The organism is Paenarthrobacter sp. NPDC056912, from assembly GCF_042786555.1.
GTDB lineage: Bacteria > Actinomycetota > Actinomycetes > Actinomycetales > Micrococcaceae > Arthrobacter.
In genome coordinates this window covers 71,469-89,266 of record NZ_JBHUCD010000011.1, presented here as the reverse complement: position 1 = coordinate 89,266, position 17,798 = coordinate 71,469, and the positions used below count along the sequence as shown (strand labels likewise).

Below are 17,798 nucleotides of genomic sequence, written 5' to 3'. Positions count from 1 at the left end.
AGGACGTTTCGGTCGAAAATTTGTAAGATGACTGGCAGCCTCGTGACCTGGGTCTCATCGCCGGACCATGGCGCGGAGCAGTTTGACCGCCACTGAGAGGGCCGCAATGTCCACCGGACCTGGCTTGATGGCCTCCTGGATTGTCTCCTGGACGCGCGCCAATTGATCGATGTTTCCGTGCTCCCAATCCACGATCCGCTCCACGGGATCAGCCGTCGCAGACGGGTGGGAGGTATGCCGGACCACGGCCTTCGTCATGTCGGCCAGGACCAAGTACATGTCATCCCTGAGGGCGGCCCGTGCCAACGATTCCCAGTGCGTGTCCCGGGGAAGCATGGTGATGTGTTCCAGCAGCGGAATAGCCGAGATCCTTTCGAAGACGGCGAAATACACCTCGGCCACAGCCTGTGCGGGCTCCTGCAGTTCCTCGGCGATCGCCGAAATATCCAGGAGGCCGTAGCTGACCAGGAGCTCCGAGGCACGGATACCCAGCGCGTGGGGAAGTCCCACGGAGTCCGTGTGGGCCAGCCGCTTCAACGAGTGGGCCAGGTTGATGCCGTGCAGCAAGCCAGTGAAATCGGACCGCATGAGGGACAGCGGCCGTTCAAGGCGGGCAACGGCGTCGTCTATGGGTTTGTCGCGGAAATCATGGGTGACGTACCAGCGCACGGACCTGTCCAGGAGGCGCCGCATATCCAAGGCAACAGCGGCCCCGTGCTCGCTGGGCGTGCTTGCAGGGAGCTCGGCGATCCCCTCCATGACGGAGTCCAGGCCCCAGACCTGGCGCATCACTACGAATCCGCGGGCAACCGCTGCAGCCGAAACCGTGGTCTCTTCCATCGCCCTGAACGCGAAGGCGATGCCCCCCATGTTGATCATGTCGTTGGCCACCACCGTGGCCACGATCTCCCGGCGCAGAGGGTGCGTGGAGAGATGCTCGCCAAACCGTTCGGAGAGTTGGCCGGGGAAGTAGGCATGAAGGGTCCGGGAAAACCATGGGTCATCGGCGAGCCCTTCTTCAGTCAGTTCCCGCGCGAGTTCGATCTTGGCGTAAGCCGCCAAAACAGCAAGTTCTGGTGTCGTCAGCCCTTTTCCGCCCAGGACACGGGTCCGGAGTTCCTGATTCGACGGAAGGCATTCGATGCTTCGATCCAGGTCCGTGGTCATTTCCAGCCAGTCCATGGTTCTTTCAAAACTGGGGCTCCATTCGATCACCAGTTGCTTGTCGTTGAGCAGGAGGACGTTCTGGTCGTTGTTGTTCTTCAGGACCAGCCGCCCTACGTCAGCCTGCAGCGAGTGAAGGAACGCCGTTCGCTCTTTCGCGGGCATCCTCCCGGCGGAGATCATGCGGTCCAGGAAGATCTTGATGTTGACCTCGTGGTCCGAACAATCAACACCGGCTGAATTGTCGATCGCATCGGAGTTCACCAGGATGCCTGCCATGGCCGCCTCGATCCGCCCGCGCTGCGTGATGCCCAGATTGCCGCCTTCGGCGATGATGTGTGTGCGTAGTTGCTCGGCATTGACGCGGATAGAGTCGTTGGATTTGTCCCCGACGTCGGCATGGGACTCTGCGGATCCCTTGACGTATGTGCCGATCCCGCCGTTGTACAGGAGGTCCACCGGGGCCATGAGGATGGCCCTGAGCAGCTCGGGCGGGCTCATCGCCAACTGGCCCTCCGGATCGGCGCCTTCCTCCAATCCCAAGGCGAGCCGGACCTGTTCGGTGAGCGTTATGGACTTTTCCGTGCGGGAGAAGATCCCGCCGCCCTCGCTGAGCTTCGCGGGATCGTAGTCGGCCCAGGAGGAGCGGGGCAGTTTGAACAGCCGTTCCCGCTCGGCATAGGAGGCCAGGGGGTCCGGCGTCGGGTCCAGGAAGATGTGCCGGTGGTCGAAGGCTGCCACCAGTTTGATGTGGTTGGAGAGCAGCATCCCGTTGCCGAACACGTCCCCGCTCATGTCGCCGATGCCCACCACCGTGAAGTCCTCGGTGCGGGAATCGATCATCAGTTCGCTGAAATGGTGCCGCACGGACTCCCAGGCGCCCCGGGCGGTGATGCCCATCTGTTTGTGGTCGTAACCCACGGAGCCGCCTGAAGCGAAGGCATCCCCGAGCCAGAAACCGTACTCGGCGGCCAGGGCGTTGGCGATGTCCGAGAACGCGGCCGTTCCCTTATCCGCAGCGACCACGAGGTAGTAGTCGTCGCCGTCGTGCCGCACCACGCGAGGGGGCGCCGCGCCGCGACCGTTGCCACCGCCGTCGGGATCCGGCACCAGGTTGTCCGTGATGTCCAGCAAGCCGCGGATGAAAGTCCGGTAGCATTCCTGCCCCTCCGCCAACCACGCCGCCCGGTCCTCCGCCGCGTCCGGGAGGAGCTTGGGGAAAAAGCCGCCCTTGGCCCCGGTAGGAACAATCACGGCGTTCTTGACGGTCTGCGCTTTCACCAGGCCCAGGATTTCCGTGCGGAAGTCCTCACGGCGGTCTGACCAACGCAAGCCGCCGCGGGCAAGCGGCCCGAACCGGAGATGGACACCCTCTACGCGGGGCGAGTAGACCCAGATTTCGAACGTCGGACGCGGTGCCGGCGCCGCAGGGATGGCGGCCGGGTTGAGCTTGAAGCTGACGTAGGACTTCTCCAGGTAGAAATTGGTGCGGAGCGTGGCCTCCACCAAGGTGGCGACGGAGCGCAGCAGCCGGTCGGCGTCCAGGACCGGAACGGCATCAATGGCCTCGTACAGTTTTGCCCTGGCAGTGTGGATGGCGTGTGCGCGGGAGTTGAAGTCGCTGGCCTCATCAAAGACGTCCCCTTCAACCGGGTGGGGGTTGAAGAGTTCAGGATCGAACAAGTCAGGCGCGTACCTGTCAGGATCGAATTTCGCCTCAAAAAGCTCCAGCAGCGCACGGGTGGCTGTCGCGTTGCCACGGAGCGTGTCCGCGATGAAACCGTACGAGTTGGTACTGCCGAGCTGCCGCAGGTACTTGGCGTAGGCGCGCAGGACGGCGGTTCGCCGCCAGTCGATGCCCTCCCTGATGACCAGCGCGTCGAAGGCATCCGATTCGGCGTCGCCACGCATCGCAGCGCAAAACGCGCCGGTCAGGAGCTCGCCGGTAGCCAGGGGATCAACTCCCCGCGGGTAGGTAAGGCCGAGGTCGTAGAGGAAGAACTGCCGCCCGTCAGCACGCTGTACGTCGAACGGCCGCTGGTCCAGGACCTTGAGACCAAGATTGTGGAAGAACGGGAGAATCTGGGTGAGGCTCTGCGGGCGGGTCAGATACAGCCGTATCCGTGCGTCCTCGGTCAGGACCGCTGTTCCGGGGCGCTTGTAGACAGTCAGCAGCGGATCCACGAAGTCGCCCGGGCCGGCGGGGAAACTCTCGAATCTTGAGATGTCCTCAACAGCATCTTCAACCTCGTAGACGGCCTTGTAACTGGCAGGAAATGCTGCAGCCCATAGCCGTGAAAGTCGCGCGGCCTCCGCCGACGGATACCTTGTCTGCAACGCCTCGTCCAAGCCCTGCGCCCAGGACCTTGTGGCGGCAATGATCCTCTGCTCCAGTACCGCAGCATCGACGACGGCGGGAGCTCCCGGGTGCGCTCCGGAGGAGCCGGGCAGCAGGATACGGAAGAACACGCGGGCCATGGCCGATTCGCCCAGGCGAAGCTCGAATTCGATGGCATCGGAGCCGAAGGCCTCACGGAGTTCCCGCTCGATGTTGAGCCTGACGGCCGTGCTGTAACGGCGGCGTGGCAGGAAGACTAGGGCGGTCATGAACCGGTTGTGCGAGTCGGGGCGGAGGAACAGCCGCGTGCTGTGGCGTTCCTGGAGCCGCAGGATTTCGCGGGCGTGTGCGCCCAGTTGCCCGGCGTCCATGTGGAACAACTCGTCGCGCGGATAGGCTTCGATCACTGTCATCAGTTCCTTGCCCTGATGCGAGGTGGGCGGGTAGGCGAAGGCCTGCAACACCTCCTCCACAGTCTCGCGGATGACCGGAGTCTCCAGGGCGGACCTCGCCGTCGACCCGGGCGAGAACAGCCCCACAAAGGTGCACCCGGCCGGACTTGCACCGTCCGGCTGGCCCGTGACCAGGCTGATTTCGTCCAGGTAGGCGCGGCGCAGGACGGTGGAGCGTCGGGCGGATTTGGTGAGGGTGAGGAGCGGCTGGCCGGCTTCCGGCTGGCCGGCCCGGGGGAGATCCTCGTTGCGCAGCAGCCCCAGCCCGCGCCGCCCGCGATACCCCAGGAATACAAAATTCCCGTCATCCAGCCAGTCCAGCAGCTCCTGCGCTTCCCGGGCACCCCGGTCCCACTGTGCCCGCTCGCTGAGGCTGCGGACCTCCCGTTGCAGTTCTTCGTGAATCGCCGCAGCATCCTCCGCCGCCGCCCGGACGTCTTCCAAGACCGCCTGCAGCCTGGCCACCAACGACTCCGTGCTGGTTTCGTCGGCGAGACGGGGGATCTCGATTGCCATCCACGCTTCGGTGAGCCGTCCGCAGTCGTCATGGTCCGGCCCGGTCACCGGCTCCACGGGCGGGGGCCCACCCGAAGGTTCGACGCCGGTGGGCAGCCCCGTACGGTGAGGCCCGCGGTGGATGCTGGTCAGGCGGTGGGTGGCGGGGTCGCGCGCAACGCTGAAGGTGGGGTGCACGAGCAGCCGGATGGAAGCAGTATCCCGAGCGATCTCGGCGGTGACAGAGGGGAGGAGGTACGGCAAGTCATCGGCCACGATGGCCACCAAACTGGCTTCCGTCTCGTTCAGGACCCCTACCAAGGCCTGTCCAGGTTCCCGCCGCTCGGCGAGGGAGCGGTGGTAGCGGGCCCGTTCCAGCAGCGTTTCCGGGGTGTAATTGCGAACGTCGTCGTCAGCGACGTGCTCGTAGTAGTCGGTCAGAAACCCGTCCGCCGGCTCAATCCTGGGGGACATGCTTTCATCATCGCTTAAACCCCGCGAGATGCCACTTAATGACAGTGTTTGAGCCAAACATTGCCATCAAATGCCATCTCGCGAGGCTCGCAAACCAAGTGAGACGTGGTGGCGGGATTCGAACCCGCGTGCGCTGCTTTGCAGGCAGCTCCCTGGCCTCTCGGGTACACCACGCTTTAACGACAGTAGGGGGCCAGGCACGCGGGCTTCAATGTTCATTGCCCCGGCTTTCCCAGCGCTAAGGAACGTTGCCCAAGGTTGCTGCCCGTGAAGTGGAATGCGCCCTATTGCGACTCAATGCGAAGCAGGGTGGTGCGCTCGTTCGGAGTGTCATTGGGTGCATGGAAGACCAGGTAGTCGTTTCCGTTGGAGGCGTTGAGGATCATGCCGTGGCCTCCGTTGCGTGCCCAGAGCGGTTCGCTGCTTTGAGCCCATGGACCAAGGATGTTGCCGGTCTCGGAGCTCGCCAGTCCCATGGCGTAGCCTTCGTCGCCGAAGCTGGACCACAGCATGTGAAGACTCCCCGTCGACGTCCGGCGCACGAATGGTCCGTCCGTGAACAGGGGGTCTTTGGCAAGCCTAAGCTCGGCGGGTGGTTCGACGCCGTCCGGAAACCGCAGGGGCTTGCTCCACGGGGCGGAGGAGGCATGGAAGAGGAGCTGCGGCTCGCCAGTGGCTACTTTGAGGTCGTCTGAGAGCCGCAGGGCATGCATCTCACCATCGGCGAGGGGTGGTTCGCCGCCGGCCGTGCCCTCCGCCCCTCGACTGTAGACCAGCCACGGGCGCGCGTCATCGTCCAAGAAGAAGGTGCCGTCCAGGCAAGGAGTGCCCGGAGGCGTCACGGGGCCGTCGCTCCATGGCCGGAACGGTCCGGTGGGCGTCTCCGCCATGAGGATTGCGACCCCCCGCACCTGCGTGTGGTCCGAAAGGAAGGTGGCGAACATGTAGAAACGCCCCGCGTAGGCGTGCACTTCGGGCGCCCAGTACTGTGATCCGGACCAGAAGCCCTCCGGTGGCCGGAAAGCGGCGATCGGGCCGTGCCAGCTCTCCAGATCGTCACTGGTGTAGCAGTCGAATCCGGTGGCAGGGCCGCCCCACACATTGTGGTCCGTGGTGCCGAACAGGACATAGCTGCCCGGTGCCGGCTCAAGGATGAACGGGTCCCGGATCCGGATCTCTGAGAGTCTCTTCAACGGGCCCATGTTCATGTGAGTGTCCTTCGTCGGCATCGGCGGGCGCTGAGCGGTCTCGGAATACCGGCCACGCGCTAAGCCCAAACACTACAAACGGCACGCCCGGCAGTGGAGGCAGCATGCCATTGAGTGAAAACGTTCCTGGGTGCCGGGCCTAGCCCTGGCGGGACGACGCACTGCGGGACACCCTCCATGATCGTCGGGCCACCTTGGCCACTCCCGCGCCAACCAGCAGGGTGAGAATGGCGGCTGCGACGTGCGTGTACAGCATGAGGTCGCTGGCGTGGGCTGTGCCAGGGGACGGGGCGGCCTCGCCTGCCACCTCCGGGACTTGCCCTGCACCATGGAGATGTTCCAGGAATCCGGTGCCCGGGAAGTATCCCCCGAACGAGTCGAAGCCGAGGTGGAGCAACTGCTGCGCCACTCCGGATACCAAAAGCAACAGCAATGGCCCGTGAATCCACCGGGCCAGGAGTTGCGCGGCCAGTCCGCAGAGCGCGGCGAAAGCCAGCAAGACGGGAACGGCTGGAGCACTGCCTCCGGCGATCACATGCGCAGCCAGTCCCAAGGCGGCAGCCGCTACTCCGGCCACCCACGCCCACTTGTCCTGCACAGGAGTTGCGCTCATCGCCATCCTTCCCTCCACACAGGCTAAGCGGAGGAAGGCGCTTGGAACAGGGCCGGGGAGCCTAGGCCAGCAGCGTGTTCACCAACCGGGCAGCCACTTTCGCGGTTCGCGCGTCAATATCGAAGTCGGGATTCAACTCAGCGACGTCCAGGTGGAGGAGTTTCCCGCTCGCAGCCACCTGCCGGCAGATCGCGCTGATCACCGGCAAGGGCACGCCATACGCGGCAGGCGCACTCACCCCGGGAGCCACGGAAGCAGGCATCACGTCAAGGTCGATTGTCAGGTACAGCACGTCCACGCCAGCCAGGAAATCCGCCACGAAGACCTCCGCGGCTTCCGGCGAGCACAGTTCATCCAGAAGGTACTTCACGCCAAGACGGTCCGCGGTATCGAAGAGCGTCCGTGTGTTGTTCGGCTTCGAGATTCCGACGACGGCGTACTGCAGTTCGCGTCCCGCGGCGGCTTCCGCGTGGGCCATCTGCAGGAACGGCGTGCCCGAACTTGGCGTCGGCTCATCACGGAGGTCGAAGTGCGCATCGAGGTTGAGCACCCCGAGCCGCTTGCCACGGACGGCTTCGGAACCGGCAACTCCCAAGTAGCTGGCAAACGCGGTCTCGTGTCCGCCGCCGAGAACAACGGTGAGGTTTCCGGCGTCGAGCAGGTCCGAAATGGCGCGGCCGGCGCGCTCTTGACCCGCTTCCAGCAAGTCGTCCTCCACAACCACGTCACCGGCATCGAACACGTCACGGTCAAGGTGGTAGGCCAGCGGACCCAACGCCGAGCGGATGGCGGCCGGCGCTTTGGCGGCCCCCACGCGGCCCTGGTTGCGGAGCACTCCGGCATCACTGCAGAAACCGAGCACGACGGCGGGACGCGAGGCTGCGTCGGCCGCTGCCGAAGTGTGGGGCGCCATGGCCTGCCACCAGCGGCGGTGCTCAGCGCCGTCGCCGTCAAAGCGGCCGGTCCAAGGCCTCGGGCTGACATCTACGGTGAGGGCGCTGGTTTCCATGCTTTAAGCACACCCGAAGACGCACACAGAAACCAGCGATCCAACCACGCGGGTGTCTGAAACTCCGGACTTGCTTATTTGATGCCCAACAATTCCTCCACAGTTCCGATCCCGAAGAACAGCAGGAACGCGGCAGCTACGGCCCACATGAGCGGGTGTACCTCGCGGGCGCGGCCCTGGAAGGTGCGGATCAGGACGTAGGAGATGAAGCCCGCGCCGAGGCCGTTGGCGATCGAGTAGGTGAAGGGCATGAGGGCGATGGTCAGGAACGCCGGGATGCCGACACCCCAGTCCTGCCAGTCGATCTTGCCCACCTGGGAGACCATCATGAAGCCCACAACCACCAGTGCCGGGGCAACGGCTTCGAACGGAACCAGGTTGATCAGCGGCGTGAAGAACATGGCAATGAGGAAGAGCACGCCAGTGACGATCGAGGCGAGGCCCGTCCGTGCGCCTTCGCCGATGCCGGCGCCGGACTCAACGAAGATCTGATTGGAGGAAACCGAGGCTCCACCGCCGACGATCGCGCCGAGGGCGTCCACTTGGAGGACGCGGTCCACGTTGGGGATGTTGCCGTCCTTGTCCACTGTGCCGGCCTCGTTGGCCAGGCCCACCATGGTGCCCATGGCATCGAAGAAGATGCTCAGGAGGATCACGAAGGCCAGCAGTGCTGCTGCGATGAAGCCGAGGTGTTCGAACGCGCCGAAAGGGTTGGCTTTGCCGATCAAGGACAGGTCCGGCGCGCCCCATTCGGAGAGCGTGGGCGCTACCAGCGACCAGCCGCGCGGGTTGACGTTCTTGCCGTCAAAGCTGGGGCCGATGTGGAGCGTGAATTCGAGGATCGCGGCCAATGCTGTTGAGACCACGATGCCGATCAGGATGGCGCCGCGGACCTTGCGGACCACCAGTGCGATGGTCAGGATCAGGCCCACTGCGAACACCAGTGTGGGCCAGCCCATCAGCTTGCCGTCCACGCCGAGGCCCAGGGGAACCGTGGTGCCTGCGGCGTCCGGGATACGGCGCACAAATCCGGCGTTGACCAGGCCGATCAGTGCGATGAACAGGCCAATGCCCACCACGATCGCGGTCTTGAGGGCCTCCGGCACGGCCTTGAACACAGCAGTGCGGAAACCGGTGAGCACCAGGATGAGCATGGTGACGCCGGAGAGCACCACCAGTCCCATCATGTCCGGCCAGGTCAGTCCCGGGTGTGAGGCCACCGTGACAGCCACGAAGGCGTTGACACCCAGTCCCGTCGCCACGGCGAACGGGTGCTTGGCCCACGCCCCCATGAGGATGGTCAGGATACCGGCCACGAACGCCGTGGTGGCGGCGACGGCTGTGAAGCCCAGTGACGCACCGCTTGAATCGGCCCCTGAGAGGATCAGCGGGTTCAACACCACGATGTAGCTCATGGCGAAGAAGGTCGCGAAGCCGCCTCGGATTTCCCGCGAATACGTGGATCCACGTTCGGAGATCTTGAAGTAGCGGTCGACTGCAGAACCTTGTTTAAGCATGAAGGACTCCGGGGATCGAGGGGAGTGTGCTCTCAAATCCTATGCCTGCCCGTGCGGGCCTGCCCGACGATTCGCCTAGTCTGTAAGGAAGCCAACACTAGGAGAAACCGCCCCATGCGCACCATCCGCCCGCTTCTGGCCGCCGTCGTCGCTGCTCTTGCTTTCGCGTCCGCCCTGCTGTTTTCCGCGGCTCCAGCGTCGGCGCACGACGTCGCCGAGTCCACAGCACCGGCGAACGGTTCCAGTGTCGCTGTTGTTCCGGCGTCGGTTTCCATTACGTTCAACAACAGACCGCTCGCCATCGGTTCGGGTGTCACGGTCACCTCGGGCGGGGAAAACTGGGCGGACGGCGCCGTCGAGATCATCGATAACCAGGCGGTCCAGAAGCTGCGCGAGGGAGCGCCCGCAGGCGAATACACCGTAGTCTGGCGCGTTGTCAGCTCTGATTCGCACCCCATTGAGGGCACCTTTAAGTTCACAGCCGCCGCTGGAAGCACGACGGCGTCCGGCGGCTCCGCGGGCGCCTCACCATCGGCGTCGGCCGCGGTGCCGACGGCCGGAACCGCTGCCCCGGGTACGGGCAACGGACAACCTGCTGCCGATGCTTCCCAGCCGTTCCCCTGGAGCATCGTTGGCCTGGCTGTGGTGGCTGTCGGTCTCGTTATTTTCCTGGCTGTTACGGCCCGCAGGAAATTGGCTGCCTCCAGCGACGCGGATAGCGGAGAATCCGCGGAATAGCGGGGTTTTCTACGTAGCTGCGAAGATCTCGGAATGGTTACCGCGACACGCCAAAACCGGACTTCTCGTTACTCAAATGTGACTTCGACGTGATCATCGCGTACGGTTGTACCTGTGCCTGTTCCACGTAACGGGCACTTCCGGCCTGATTGCCTAGCTCTGCCGCAGTCCGGAATCCGTTCGCAGACAAACCTACGGCAGAGACGGGGAACCCATTTTAGGTCGCTTTCGAGCGTGCCTTGGGGTGAAGTCACGAAGCTTCCGCTGAACAGCGGGGGATAGTGGCCGGGTGACTCCCATCCGAATCCGACAGCTAACCTCGCAGGCATCGGGAGAGGCTCTTTCATGTCTTCACGCATTCTTCGCGGCCGTCGTAAGGCGGACAGCGTACGTCCTAATCCGTTTATTTCCATCTCCAAGGCAGTTGCCAGCAACGCTTCCGGCGCTGGCCGCCAGGCAGCTGTTATCGCAGCCGCATCGGGCCTCGTACTGACCGGTTCCATTGCCGCCCACGCAGCTGAAACTCCGATTCAGCGGGATTCCAGCCCCGCCACGGTCGCTGAGACCGTATCCGAAGCCCCCACCAAGGTTGTTACCGCTGCAGCTACGGCTACCGTCAACTTCGAGCGCCCCGCTGTTGCTTCCGTAGCAGCTCCGGTCATCGAAAAGCCGGCACCCGTTGCTCCGGCACCTGTAGCCAAGAAGGCAGCAGTCACCACTGCCGCCGCAACGGCTCCTGCCGCCCAGGCTGCAGCTGCGGCTCCCGCCGCGGTTGCCGCTGCTCCCGCAGCCGCAGCACCTGCAGGCAGCATCAACGCAGCCATGGTTGCCTCGGCTTACGCCCAGATCGGCATCTTCCAGGACTGCACCGCCATGGTCGAAAAGGCCCTCGGCTCTGCAGGCATTCCGGTTGGCGACCTCGGTCCCATGCAGTTCCTGAACTACGGCAAGGTCGTCAGCGATCCCCAGCCGGGTGACATGATCGTCCAGTCCGGCCACGTCGCCATCTTCATCGGCAACGGCCAGGCCATCAGCGGTGGCATCAACGGCAACCAGACGGGCATCCACCCCATCAGCTGGCTGACCGCAACCGGTCCCATCACGTACGTGCGCGCTGGCGCATAAGCCTCACGCTTCACCTCAAAGGCCGGTGCCTTCGAAGATTCAGGTCTTCGCAGGCACCGGCCTTTGGCGTTAAGTTCTGTTCGTTTGTGTACGCCTCGTTTGTGTACGCCGAATTCATGCACGACGGCGGACTGGCGCACCTATGGTGGGTGGTGCCCGGCCGGGTGGTTCGCCGGGTTGGTTTGCGGAACCGTCAGGCGATGGCTATGCCGGGTCCCGCCGGCAGGGCCACCTTGGAGGAAATTGCTTGTCCTACCGCTTTGGCCTGACGGAGCACTTCCTTTGGCGTGGGCGTGATGAGTTCGCCAACTCCCACAAGGTGCATCCCCACGGCCCTCATGGCCGTCGCGAGGTTCTGGCCGATGGCGATTCCGAGGTCGGCCAGCATGCGCCGCAACTGGCTCTGGGCGCAGCGCGTCACCACAATGTGGTCAGCCAGGAGGACACCGTTGGCCGTGTGCACGGCCCATTGACGTGGTGTGGATTCCAGGGGGCCCGAAAGGTGGAGGCCGGGCAGCGGGGCAGCTTTCGTCAGGCCGGCCGCGAGCCCGTATCCCAACTGCAGCGAGGGATCAGCGCCCAGGAAGTCCAGCCGGACGGCCCGGGTGGTGTTCCGGACGTCCAAATGATGGCTGGCGGCGTAGTTGCGCAGGTGGCGGAGAATCTCGGTGCGTTCCTGCATGGCTGCAGGATCGGCGACGTCGCAGCGTTGCAGCATGCCGGTGTGGACGGAAGGTCCTGAGGCGGATAGCGCACCAAGCCCGTCCACCACGATGGAGCCCACGCCGTGGCGGCTGAGCTCGCTGGCAACGGCCAGCCCGGAAAGGCCGGCTCCTATGACCACGGTAGTGGTGCGTTCCGTGCCGGAATCAGGCGTGAGTGACACTGCTTGGTTCCTCCTTGACATGTGTGCCCGCAGGCACCGCGTGGGATCGCGTCCGAGTTCCCCAAGCGGCCGCAAATAAATGGCCGGTGTGTGTCCTGGAACACGTTTGCCGGCCATTCGGTGACTCGAACACTACCGAACTTTTTCGGCCATGGATAGCCTGCCGCGGCAGCGTGTTTTTCGTGTTCACAGGCAGCTCAATCCGGACGTCCAGGAACCGAGCCCGGACCGTTATGCACATACCCCGAAGTCGCCTTGATTCGGCACTGCCGACCGAGAATAGTGGGCATTGGCAGGAGAAAATTGCAGGTCTCTCCTGCTCCGGCCATTGACAAAGGGCCAGTGAGGGAATCCGGACCGGAGAACCTCTGGCAGAATAGCCGGAACATCAAGCAGTAGGTGGAGAGGCGGGCCCCAAATGGACCAGCACGGCAGACGCATTGAAGACCCACAGGACGGCGAAGACCAGGCGGTTGCGCCCGGCGGCATCGTTGTCGGAGTGGACGGTTCCGAGCATGGTCAGTGTGCCTTGGTATGGGCTGCCCGTGAGGCGGAACGCCGGCAGCTTCCCTTGCATATCGTCACGGCCTATTCGGTGCCGATTTTCGCCGCGTCCGGGCTCGACGGCGGCTACGCAACGGTGGACGATTCAGTGATTCGCGAGGGCGCGGACGCTATCGTCAAGCAGGCTATGGACAAGGTTTCCGGTTACGCCATCGATGTTGATGCGTCGGTGGAGAACGGCGATGCCGCGGGTGTCCTGCTGGACCTCTCGGCGGATGCTGCCCTTCTCGTTTTCGGAAGCCGGGGCCGGGGCGGCTTCGTCGGTCGACTCCTGGGTTCGGTGAGCAGCGCATTGCCGGCCCACGCCAAGTGCCCCACCGTGACGGTCCCGCTGTATTGTGCTGACCGCCTGGGCGAAAGCACCGAGGACAAACACATCAAAGCGGAGCATGCCAAGGCCGGCCCCCGCACCGTGGAGAACGTGGTGGTTGTGGGCGTCGACGGCTCGGAGCAAGCTCGGATCGCTGTCCTGGAGGCTGCTGAGCAAGCCCAGCGGATGGGCGCCAAGGTCCGGGTGATCTGCGCTGTTCCCCAATACAGTGGCTCGTTGGCATGGGTGCCGGCTCCCCTGGACCGCGAGGCCCTCTTCGCGGACATCAAGGTCCAATTGGATGCGGGTGTGGCGTGGCTCCGGAGCCACTTCCCAACATTGACAGTGGAGACAGAACTTCGTGATGGCTCACCCGTGGATGTTCTGGTGGAAGCCAGCCGTGGCGTTGAGCTGGTAGTGCTCGGTACCCGCGGGCGCGGCGGCTTCGCCGGGATGCTCCTGGGCTCCACCTCCGACGGCGTTTTGCATCATGCGAAGGGCCCGGTGCTTGTGGTTCCGGACCGGGAGGATCCCCGGCTGGCTGATCGGCCCAAGTTCGGTCCGATGCTCGGCGCTGCATAGGCCGCGGAACCACAACGCCCATGGACAGCCAGCAGCCCGGAGAGCAGCCGCAGGACCACCCGGCGGGTCTGGGCGGGGATGGTTCGGGGTTGATTCTGGACATCGCCGGGATCCGTGCGTCCATGCTTCCGGAAGTCGGCGGCAAGGCAGCCAACCTCGGTGAACTCGCTGGCGCTGGACTGCCCGTGCCGCCGGGCTTCTGCCTGACCACGGACGCCTACCGGCACGCCCTTTTGGCAGCAGGCCTGGAGGACGTTTTCTCGGCGTTGGAGCAGGCCACGGCGCTTCAGGACATCAAGGATGCCAAGGGCGTTGCCGCAGCGAATCTCGAGGACCTGAACAAGCTCGCTGCCCGTGCCCGGTCCTTGGTGCTGGCTGCTGGTGTCCCTGCCGACGTCTCTGAGGCCGTGCGAGGCGCCTACCAGCGGTTGGGGAACAACGTCCCCGTCGCCGTGCGGTCCTCAGCCACAGCCGAAGACTTGCCCTTTGCGAGCTTCGCCGGGCAACAGGACACTTTTCTGAATATGGTCGGCGTGGACTCGGTCCTGGATGCCGTTGGCCGATGCTGGGCTTCGCTCTGGACCGACCGCGCGGTGAGCTACCGGACCACCAATGGAATCGACCACTCCGCGGTTGCTTTGGCAGTGGTGGTGCAGGAGATGGTTGACTCGGCTACCGCGGGTGTCATGTTTACCGCCAACCCTGTGACCGGTAAGCGGCATGAAACCGTCATTGATGCCAGCCCGGGCTTGGGCGAGGCCGTGGTGTCAGGGGCTGTGAACCCGGACCAGTACGTCGTGGACACCAGCAGTGGCGCCATCCTGAAACGGACAACCGGCGACCATCAAGTGGAGATCCGTTCGCTGGCCGGCGGCGGCACGGAGCGTATTGAGAGGTTCAGCCACCATCCGGATGGCAATGACCGCGGCATTGACGGCGGCCCGCAGCCCTGTCTCAGGGATGACCAGGTCCGGGCGCTGGCGGCACTTGGCAGTCGTGTGGAGGAGCACTACGGGGCGCCGCAGGACACTGAGTGGGCCATAGATGACGCCGGGAAGTTGTGGCTCACCCAAGCCCGGCCCATCACCACGCTGTACCCGCAAACAACCCGCAGGCCCCGTTCCCCCGGCGAACACGCTTTCCTGAACTTCAGCCTGGCCCAGGGCCTCACCAGGCCTCTGACACCCATGGGCTTGGCCGGTATCCGCCTCATCGCCTCTTGCGTCGCCAGGACTGCCGCCTTTGACGTCCCTGATCCCCGGTCCGGACCTTCGCCCTACTATGAGGCAGGCCAGCGGATCTTTTTCGACTTCACGGCGGTGCTGCGCAGCCGGGTGGGCAGGGCGATTGTGCCGCGGGTTTTCGATGTCATGGAGGCGCGCTCCGCCATGTTGATGCGTGGCCTCTTTGATGACCCCCGGTTCACGGTGACCATCAAGACTCCGTTGAAGCTGATCCGCCATGTGGGGGCCGTTGCGGTCAAGTACCGCGTTCCGGAGACGGTCTTCGTGGCGTTGTTCCGCCCGGATGCTGCACTCAAACGCGTGGAGCGGCTCAGTGCGGAGCTTCGCGAGGCATTGACCGTTCCCATGGCCGCCACGGCGCACCAGCGGATCTACCACGTGCAGAGGATCTTGGGAGAGGAAGTCTTCGCCACCTTGCCGCGCGTGTTTCCCTTTCCCGCCCTCGGCTTCGGGATGCTGGCGTTGGTGGGGCGATTGCTCGGAGACCAGGCCCCGTCGGATGAACTCCAAACAGTGATCCGCGGCCTGCCCAACAACGTCACCACCGAGATGGACCTGGCGCTCTGGGCGCTCGCCTCAGACATTCGAAAAGTCCCCGACGCCGTTGCCGCCTTGGCGGGCCAAACGGCAGCCGAACTGGCAAACCAGTATCGTGACGGGCAGCTTCCGCCCGTTGCCCAGTCCGGCGTGGATTCGTTCCTCAGCGTCTACGGACAACGGGCGGTGGCCGAGATTGACCTTGGCATGCCGCGGTGGTCGGACGATCCCACTCACATCCTCGGAGTAGTGGCCAACTATTTGCGGCTTGAGCAGGGTGCTGACGCCCCGGATCAACAGTTTGAGAAGGCTGCCCGGGAAGCCGATGAACAGGTGGCGCGCCTAGTGGCGCGTGCACGTGCCAAGAGCCCGTTGCACGCGGCGATTGTGCGTACCGCCCTGGACCGTACCAGGAGGTTCGCCGGGATGCGCGAGTTGCCCAAGTACAACCTCGTCCTGGGGTTGGCTGCGGCGAGGGAGCAGTTGTTGCTGGTTGGCGATGAACTTGCCGCATCGCAGCGGATAGAACTTGCCGAGGATATTTTCTTCCTGGACCTCAATGAGGCAGAGACCGCCCTGGCAGGCGCCGACCTCCACGCGCTTGTTGCGGAACGTCGTGAGTCCTACGCACAAGAGCTGCGGCGCAGGCACATTCCGCGGGTCCTGTTGTCCGACGGCACCGAGCCCGAGGCCACGGCCGTCACCGCCGGTAAACCGGCCCGTCCAGGCACACTGTCCGGAAGTCCGGCGTCGGCCGGCCTGGTGACGGCACCGGCCCGCGTCATCATGGACCCTGTAGGCGCTCACTTGGAGCCAGGAGAGATCCTTGTGGCTCCCTCAACGGATCCCGGCTGGACGCCGCTGTTTCTCACGGCCGGGGGACTGGTCATGGAGATGGGCGGCCCCAACTCGCACGGCGCTGTTGTTGCGCGTGAGTACGGCATACCGGCCGTGGTGGGTGTTCCGGACGCCACCATCCGCATCAGCACAGGCCAGCACATCACGGTTGACGGGGCAGCCGGGACAGTGATGACTGAGAGCGCGGGTGACGCTGCCCCTTAGGCGTGCTGGTGGGACTCGTGTTCGGAGTGGCTGACGGGTTCCAACTGGAAAGTGCAGTGCTCGGTGTCGAAGTGGCGTCCCAGGCAGGACCCCAACTGGTCCAGGATGCTGTCCGCCCCGCTGGCGTTGAGGACCTCGTCCTCCACCACCACGTGAGCGGAGAACACCGGTACGCCGGAGGTGATGGTCCAGATGTGGATATCGTGGGCCTCCACGACGCCGTCAACTGCAATGATGTGTTCGCGGATCATGTTCACATCCACGCCCTTGGGGGTGGCTTCCAGGAGCACATCCACAACGTCGCGGAGCAGGTGCCATGCGCGGGGGATGATCATCAAGGCGATCAGCACCGAGGCAATGGGGTCGGCGGCGTCAAAGCCTGTGGTCATGATGACCACGGCCGCCACTATGACCGCGATGGAGCCGAGGAGGTCGCCCAGGACCTCAAGGTAGGCGCCGCGGACGTTGAGGCTTTCCTTCTGGGCTCCCTGCAGGATCAAGAGGGAAACGAGGTTGGCCACGGCGCCCAGGATGGCGGCCCACAACATGACGTCTGTTTGGATGTCCGCAGTTTCCCCAAAGCGGCGGATGGCCTCGATCATGATCACCACGGCGATGACAATGAGGATCAGGGCGTTGGCCAGCGCCGCCAGGACCTCTGCCCTCTGATAGCCGTAGGTCCTTTGATCGCTCGGTGGGCGGGTAGCGATCCAGGCAGCCATGAGTGCAATGAAAACGCCCGCTGCGTCAGACAGCATGTGGCCGGCGTCGGCCAGCAGCGCAAGGGACCCGGATACGACGGCGCCAACCACCTGGATGCCCACAACGCCCAAAGTGATGGACAGGACAGCTATGAGCCGCTTCCGGTGCTTGCCGGTTGCGGTGACTCCGTGAGAATGATTGTGATCGTGCCCCATGGTTATAAGGCTATCCCCAGCCGAGCTCATGCAGGCGGTCGTCGTCGATCCCGAAGTGGTGTGCGATCTCGTGTACCACGGTGATGGCCACTTCGTCGATGACTTGTTCGCGGGTGCTGCAAATGTCCAGGATCGGCTGTCGGAAGATCGTAATCCGGTCAGGCAGGGATCCTGCGTCCCACCATGAATCCCGTTCTGTCAGCGGGACACCTTCATACAGGCCGAGCAGTACGGTGTTCGGGTCCTCCCCGGGTTGTGGTGTGTAGTCGTCTTCGATGAAGATCGCCACGTTATCCATGGCGCTGGCTGCTTTGGCCGGGATCAGCTGCAAGGCGTCGCTGACTGCTTCTTCAAAATCCTCGGGGGACATCTCGAAAGGGGCGCCCTCCGCCATCGAGGCGGCACCGGCGGACCCGGCAGCGCCGGTGATTTCAGCGGGGCTGTGCACGGCATTCCGCTCCGGCAACGGCGAGGATGGCCGCTCGCCGTCGGGAACGATGGGAAGGCCTGGAGGGAGATTCGCGGGCATGATTCGACTTTAGTCCGCGGATGGCAGATTGACG

12 protein-coding genes, 1 tRNA gene and 1 riboswitch are annotated in these 17,798 nt (G+C 64.3%); of the genes, 4 read left to right on the top strand and 9 right to left on the bottom strand.

The window, feature by feature from the left end:
- Positions 1 to 54: 54 nt before the first annotated feature.
- The 6 genes from ACFRJ9_RS13490 to ACFRJ9_RS13465 all read right to left on the bottom strand — a co-directional run bounded on the left by ACFRJ9_RS13490 (position 55) and on the right by ACFRJ9_RS13465 (position 9,270).
- Complete coding sequence (locus ACFRJ9_RS13490; protein ID WP_377668671.1) at positions 55 to 4,923, bottom strand: NAD-glutamate dehydrogenase; 4,869 nt, start codon at positions 4,921 to 4,923, stop codon at positions 55 to 57.
- 103 nt (positions 4,924 to 5,026) lie between these two features.
- Positions 5,027 to 5,097, bottom strand: a tRNA-Cys gene (locus ACFRJ9_RS13485).
- A gap of 110 nt (positions 5,098 to 5,207) precedes the next feature.
- The gene (locus tag ACFRJ9_RS13480; protein ID WP_377668669.1) at positions 5,208 to 6,131 is read right to left on the bottom strand and encodes a glycoside hydrolase family 43 protein; all 924 of its coding nucleotides are present in this window, start codon (positions 6,129 to 6,131) and stop codon (positions 5,208 to 5,210) included.
- A 139-nt stretch (positions 6,132 to 6,270) separates the two neighbouring features.
- The gene (locus ACFRJ9_RS13475) at positions 6,271 to 6,744 is read right to left on the bottom strand and encodes a hypothetical protein (protein ID WP_377668667.1); all 474 of its coding nucleotides are present in this window, start codon (positions 6,742 to 6,744) and stop codon (positions 6,271 to 6,273) included.
- Positions 6,745 to 6,805: 61 nt separating this feature from the next.
- Positions 6,806 to 7,753, bottom strand: coding sequence for a formimidoylglutamase (gene hutG, locus ACFRJ9_RS13470; protein ID WP_377668665.1), 948 nt, complete (start codon positions 7,751 to 7,753; stop codon positions 6,806 to 6,808).
- A 74-nt stretch (positions 7,754 to 7,827) separates the two neighbouring features.
- The gene (locus tag ACFRJ9_RS13465) at positions 7,828 to 9,270 is read right to left on the bottom strand and encodes an NCS2 family permease (RefSeq protein ID WP_377668664.1); all 1,443 of its coding nucleotides are present in this window, start codon (positions 9,268 to 9,270) and stop codon (positions 7,828 to 7,830) included.
- A 114-nt stretch (positions 9,271 to 9,384) separates the two neighbouring features.
- On the opposite strand from ACFRJ9_RS13465, the gene ACFRJ9_RS13460 reads away from it, so the two are divergent.
- Positions 9,385 to 10,008, top strand: a complete 624-nt coding sequence (locus ACFRJ9_RS13460) for a copper resistance protein CopC (protein WP_377668662.1) — start codon at positions 9,385 to 9,387, stop codon at positions 10,006 to 10,008.
- 150 nt (positions 10,009 to 10,158) lie between these two features.
- Positions 10,159 to 10,350: riboswitch (cyclic di-AMP (ydaO/yuaA leader) on the top strand.
- Positions 10,351 to 10,353: 3 nt separating this feature from the next.
- The gene (locus ACFRJ9_RS13455; RefSeq protein ID WP_377668660.1) at positions 10,354 to 11,133 is read left to right on the top strand and encodes a hypothetical protein; all 780 of its coding nucleotides are present in this window, start codon (positions 10,354 to 10,356) and stop codon (positions 11,131 to 11,133) included.
- A gap of 193 nt (positions 11,134 to 11,326) precedes the next feature.
- On the opposite strand, the gene ACFRJ9_RS13450 is transcribed toward ACFRJ9_RS13455, so the two are convergent.
- Positions 11,327 to 12,040: an FAD-binding protein gene (locus ACFRJ9_RS13450; RefSeq protein WP_377668658.1), complete on the bottom strand. Its 714-nt coding sequence runs from the start codon at positions 12,038 to 12,040 to the stop codon at positions 11,327 to 11,329.
- A gap of 397 nt (positions 12,041 to 12,437) precedes the next feature.
- Between ACFRJ9_RS13450 and ACFRJ9_RS13445 the strand changes: the two genes are divergently transcribed.
- Together ACFRJ9_RS13445 and ACFRJ9_RS13440 are read left to right on the top strand one after the other, a co-directional pair.
- A complete protein-coding gene (locus ACFRJ9_RS13445) occupies positions 12,438 to 13,475 on the top strand; it encodes a universal stress protein (protein WP_377668656.1) in 1,038 nt (345 codons plus the stop codon).
- Between the two features lie 20 nt (positions 13,476 to 13,495).
- On the top strand, positions 13,496 to 16,318 hold the full coding sequence (locus ACFRJ9_RS13440) for a PEP/pyruvate-binding domain-containing protein (RefSeq protein WP_377668654.1): 2,823 nt from the start codon (positions 13,496 to 13,498) through the stop codon (positions 16,316 to 16,318).
- Here ACFRJ9_RS13440 and ACFRJ9_RS13435 read toward each other — a convergent pair.
- Positions 16,315 to 17,235 carry a cation diffusion facilitator family transporter gene (locus tag ACFRJ9_RS13435; protein WP_377668652.1) on the bottom strand — a complete coding sequence of 307 codons (921 nt, stop codon included), beginning with the start codon at positions 17,233 to 17,235 and terminating at the stop codon, positions 16,315 to 16,317. The genes ACFRJ9_RS13440 and ACFRJ9_RS13435 overlap by 4 nt on opposite strands.
- A 10-nt stretch (positions 17,236 to 17,245) precedes the next feature.
- Positions 17,246 to 17,764 (bottom strand): metallopeptidase family protein, encoded by a 519-nt coding sequence (locus ACFRJ9_RS13430; RefSeq protein WP_377668650.1) that lies wholly within the window; start codon positions 17,762 to 17,764, stop codon positions 17,246 to 17,248.
- Between the last annotated feature and the right edge of the window lie 34 nt (positions 17,765 to 17,798).

What these genes read in the sequence shown, in the direction of transcription:
- ACFRJ9_RS13490 (WP_377668671.1), bottom strand. Translation starts at nt 4,923, where the DNA reads ATGTCCCCCAGGATTGAGCCGGCGGACGGGTTTCTGACCGACTACTAC.
- ACFRJ9_RS13480 (WP_377668669.1), bottom strand. Translation starts at nt 6,131, where the DNA reads ATGAACATGGGCCCGTTGAAGAGACTCTCAGAGATCCGGATCCGGGAC.
- ACFRJ9_RS13475 (WP_377668667.1), bottom strand. Translation starts at nt 6,744, where the DNA reads ATGAGCGCAACTCCTGTGCAGGACAAGTGGGCGTGGGTGGCCGGAGTA.
- hutG (WP_377668665.1), bottom strand. Translation starts at nt 7,753, where the DNA reads ATGGAAACCAGCGCCCTCACCGTAGATGTCAGCCCGAGGCCTTGGACC.
- ACFRJ9_RS13465 (WP_377668664.1), bottom strand. Translation starts at nt 9,270, where the DNA reads ATGCTTAAACAAGGTTCTGCAGTCGACCGCTACTTCAAGATCTCCGAA.
- ACFRJ9_RS13460 (WP_377668662.1), top strand. Translation starts at nt 9,385, where the DNA reads ATGCGCACCATCCGCCCGCTTCTGGCCGCCGTCGTCGCTGCTCTTGCT.
- ACFRJ9_RS13455 (WP_377668660.1), top strand. Translation starts at nt 10,354, where the DNA reads ATGTCTTCACGCATTCTTCGCGGCCGTCGTAAGGCGGACAGCGTACGT.
- ACFRJ9_RS13450 (WP_377668658.1), bottom strand. Translation starts at nt 12,040, where the DNA reads ATGTCAAGGAGGAACCAAGCAGTGTCACTCACGCCTGATTCCGGCACG.
- ACFRJ9_RS13445 (WP_377668656.1), top strand. Translation starts at nt 12,438, where the DNA reads ATGGACCAGCACGGCAGACGCATTGAAGACCCACAGGACGGCGAAGAC.
- ACFRJ9_RS13440 (WP_377668654.1), top strand. Translation starts at nt 13,496, where the DNA reads ATGGACAGCCAGCAGCCCGGAGAGCAGCCGCAGGACCACCCGGCGGGT.
- ACFRJ9_RS13435 (WP_377668652.1), bottom strand. Translation starts at nt 17,235, where the DNA reads ATGGGGCACGATCACAATCATTCTCACGGAGTCACCGCAACCGGCAAG.
- ACFRJ9_RS13430 (WP_377668650.1), bottom strand. Translation starts at nt 17,764, where the DNA reads ATGCCCGCGAATCTCCCTCCAGGCCTTCCCATCGTTCCCGACGGCGAG.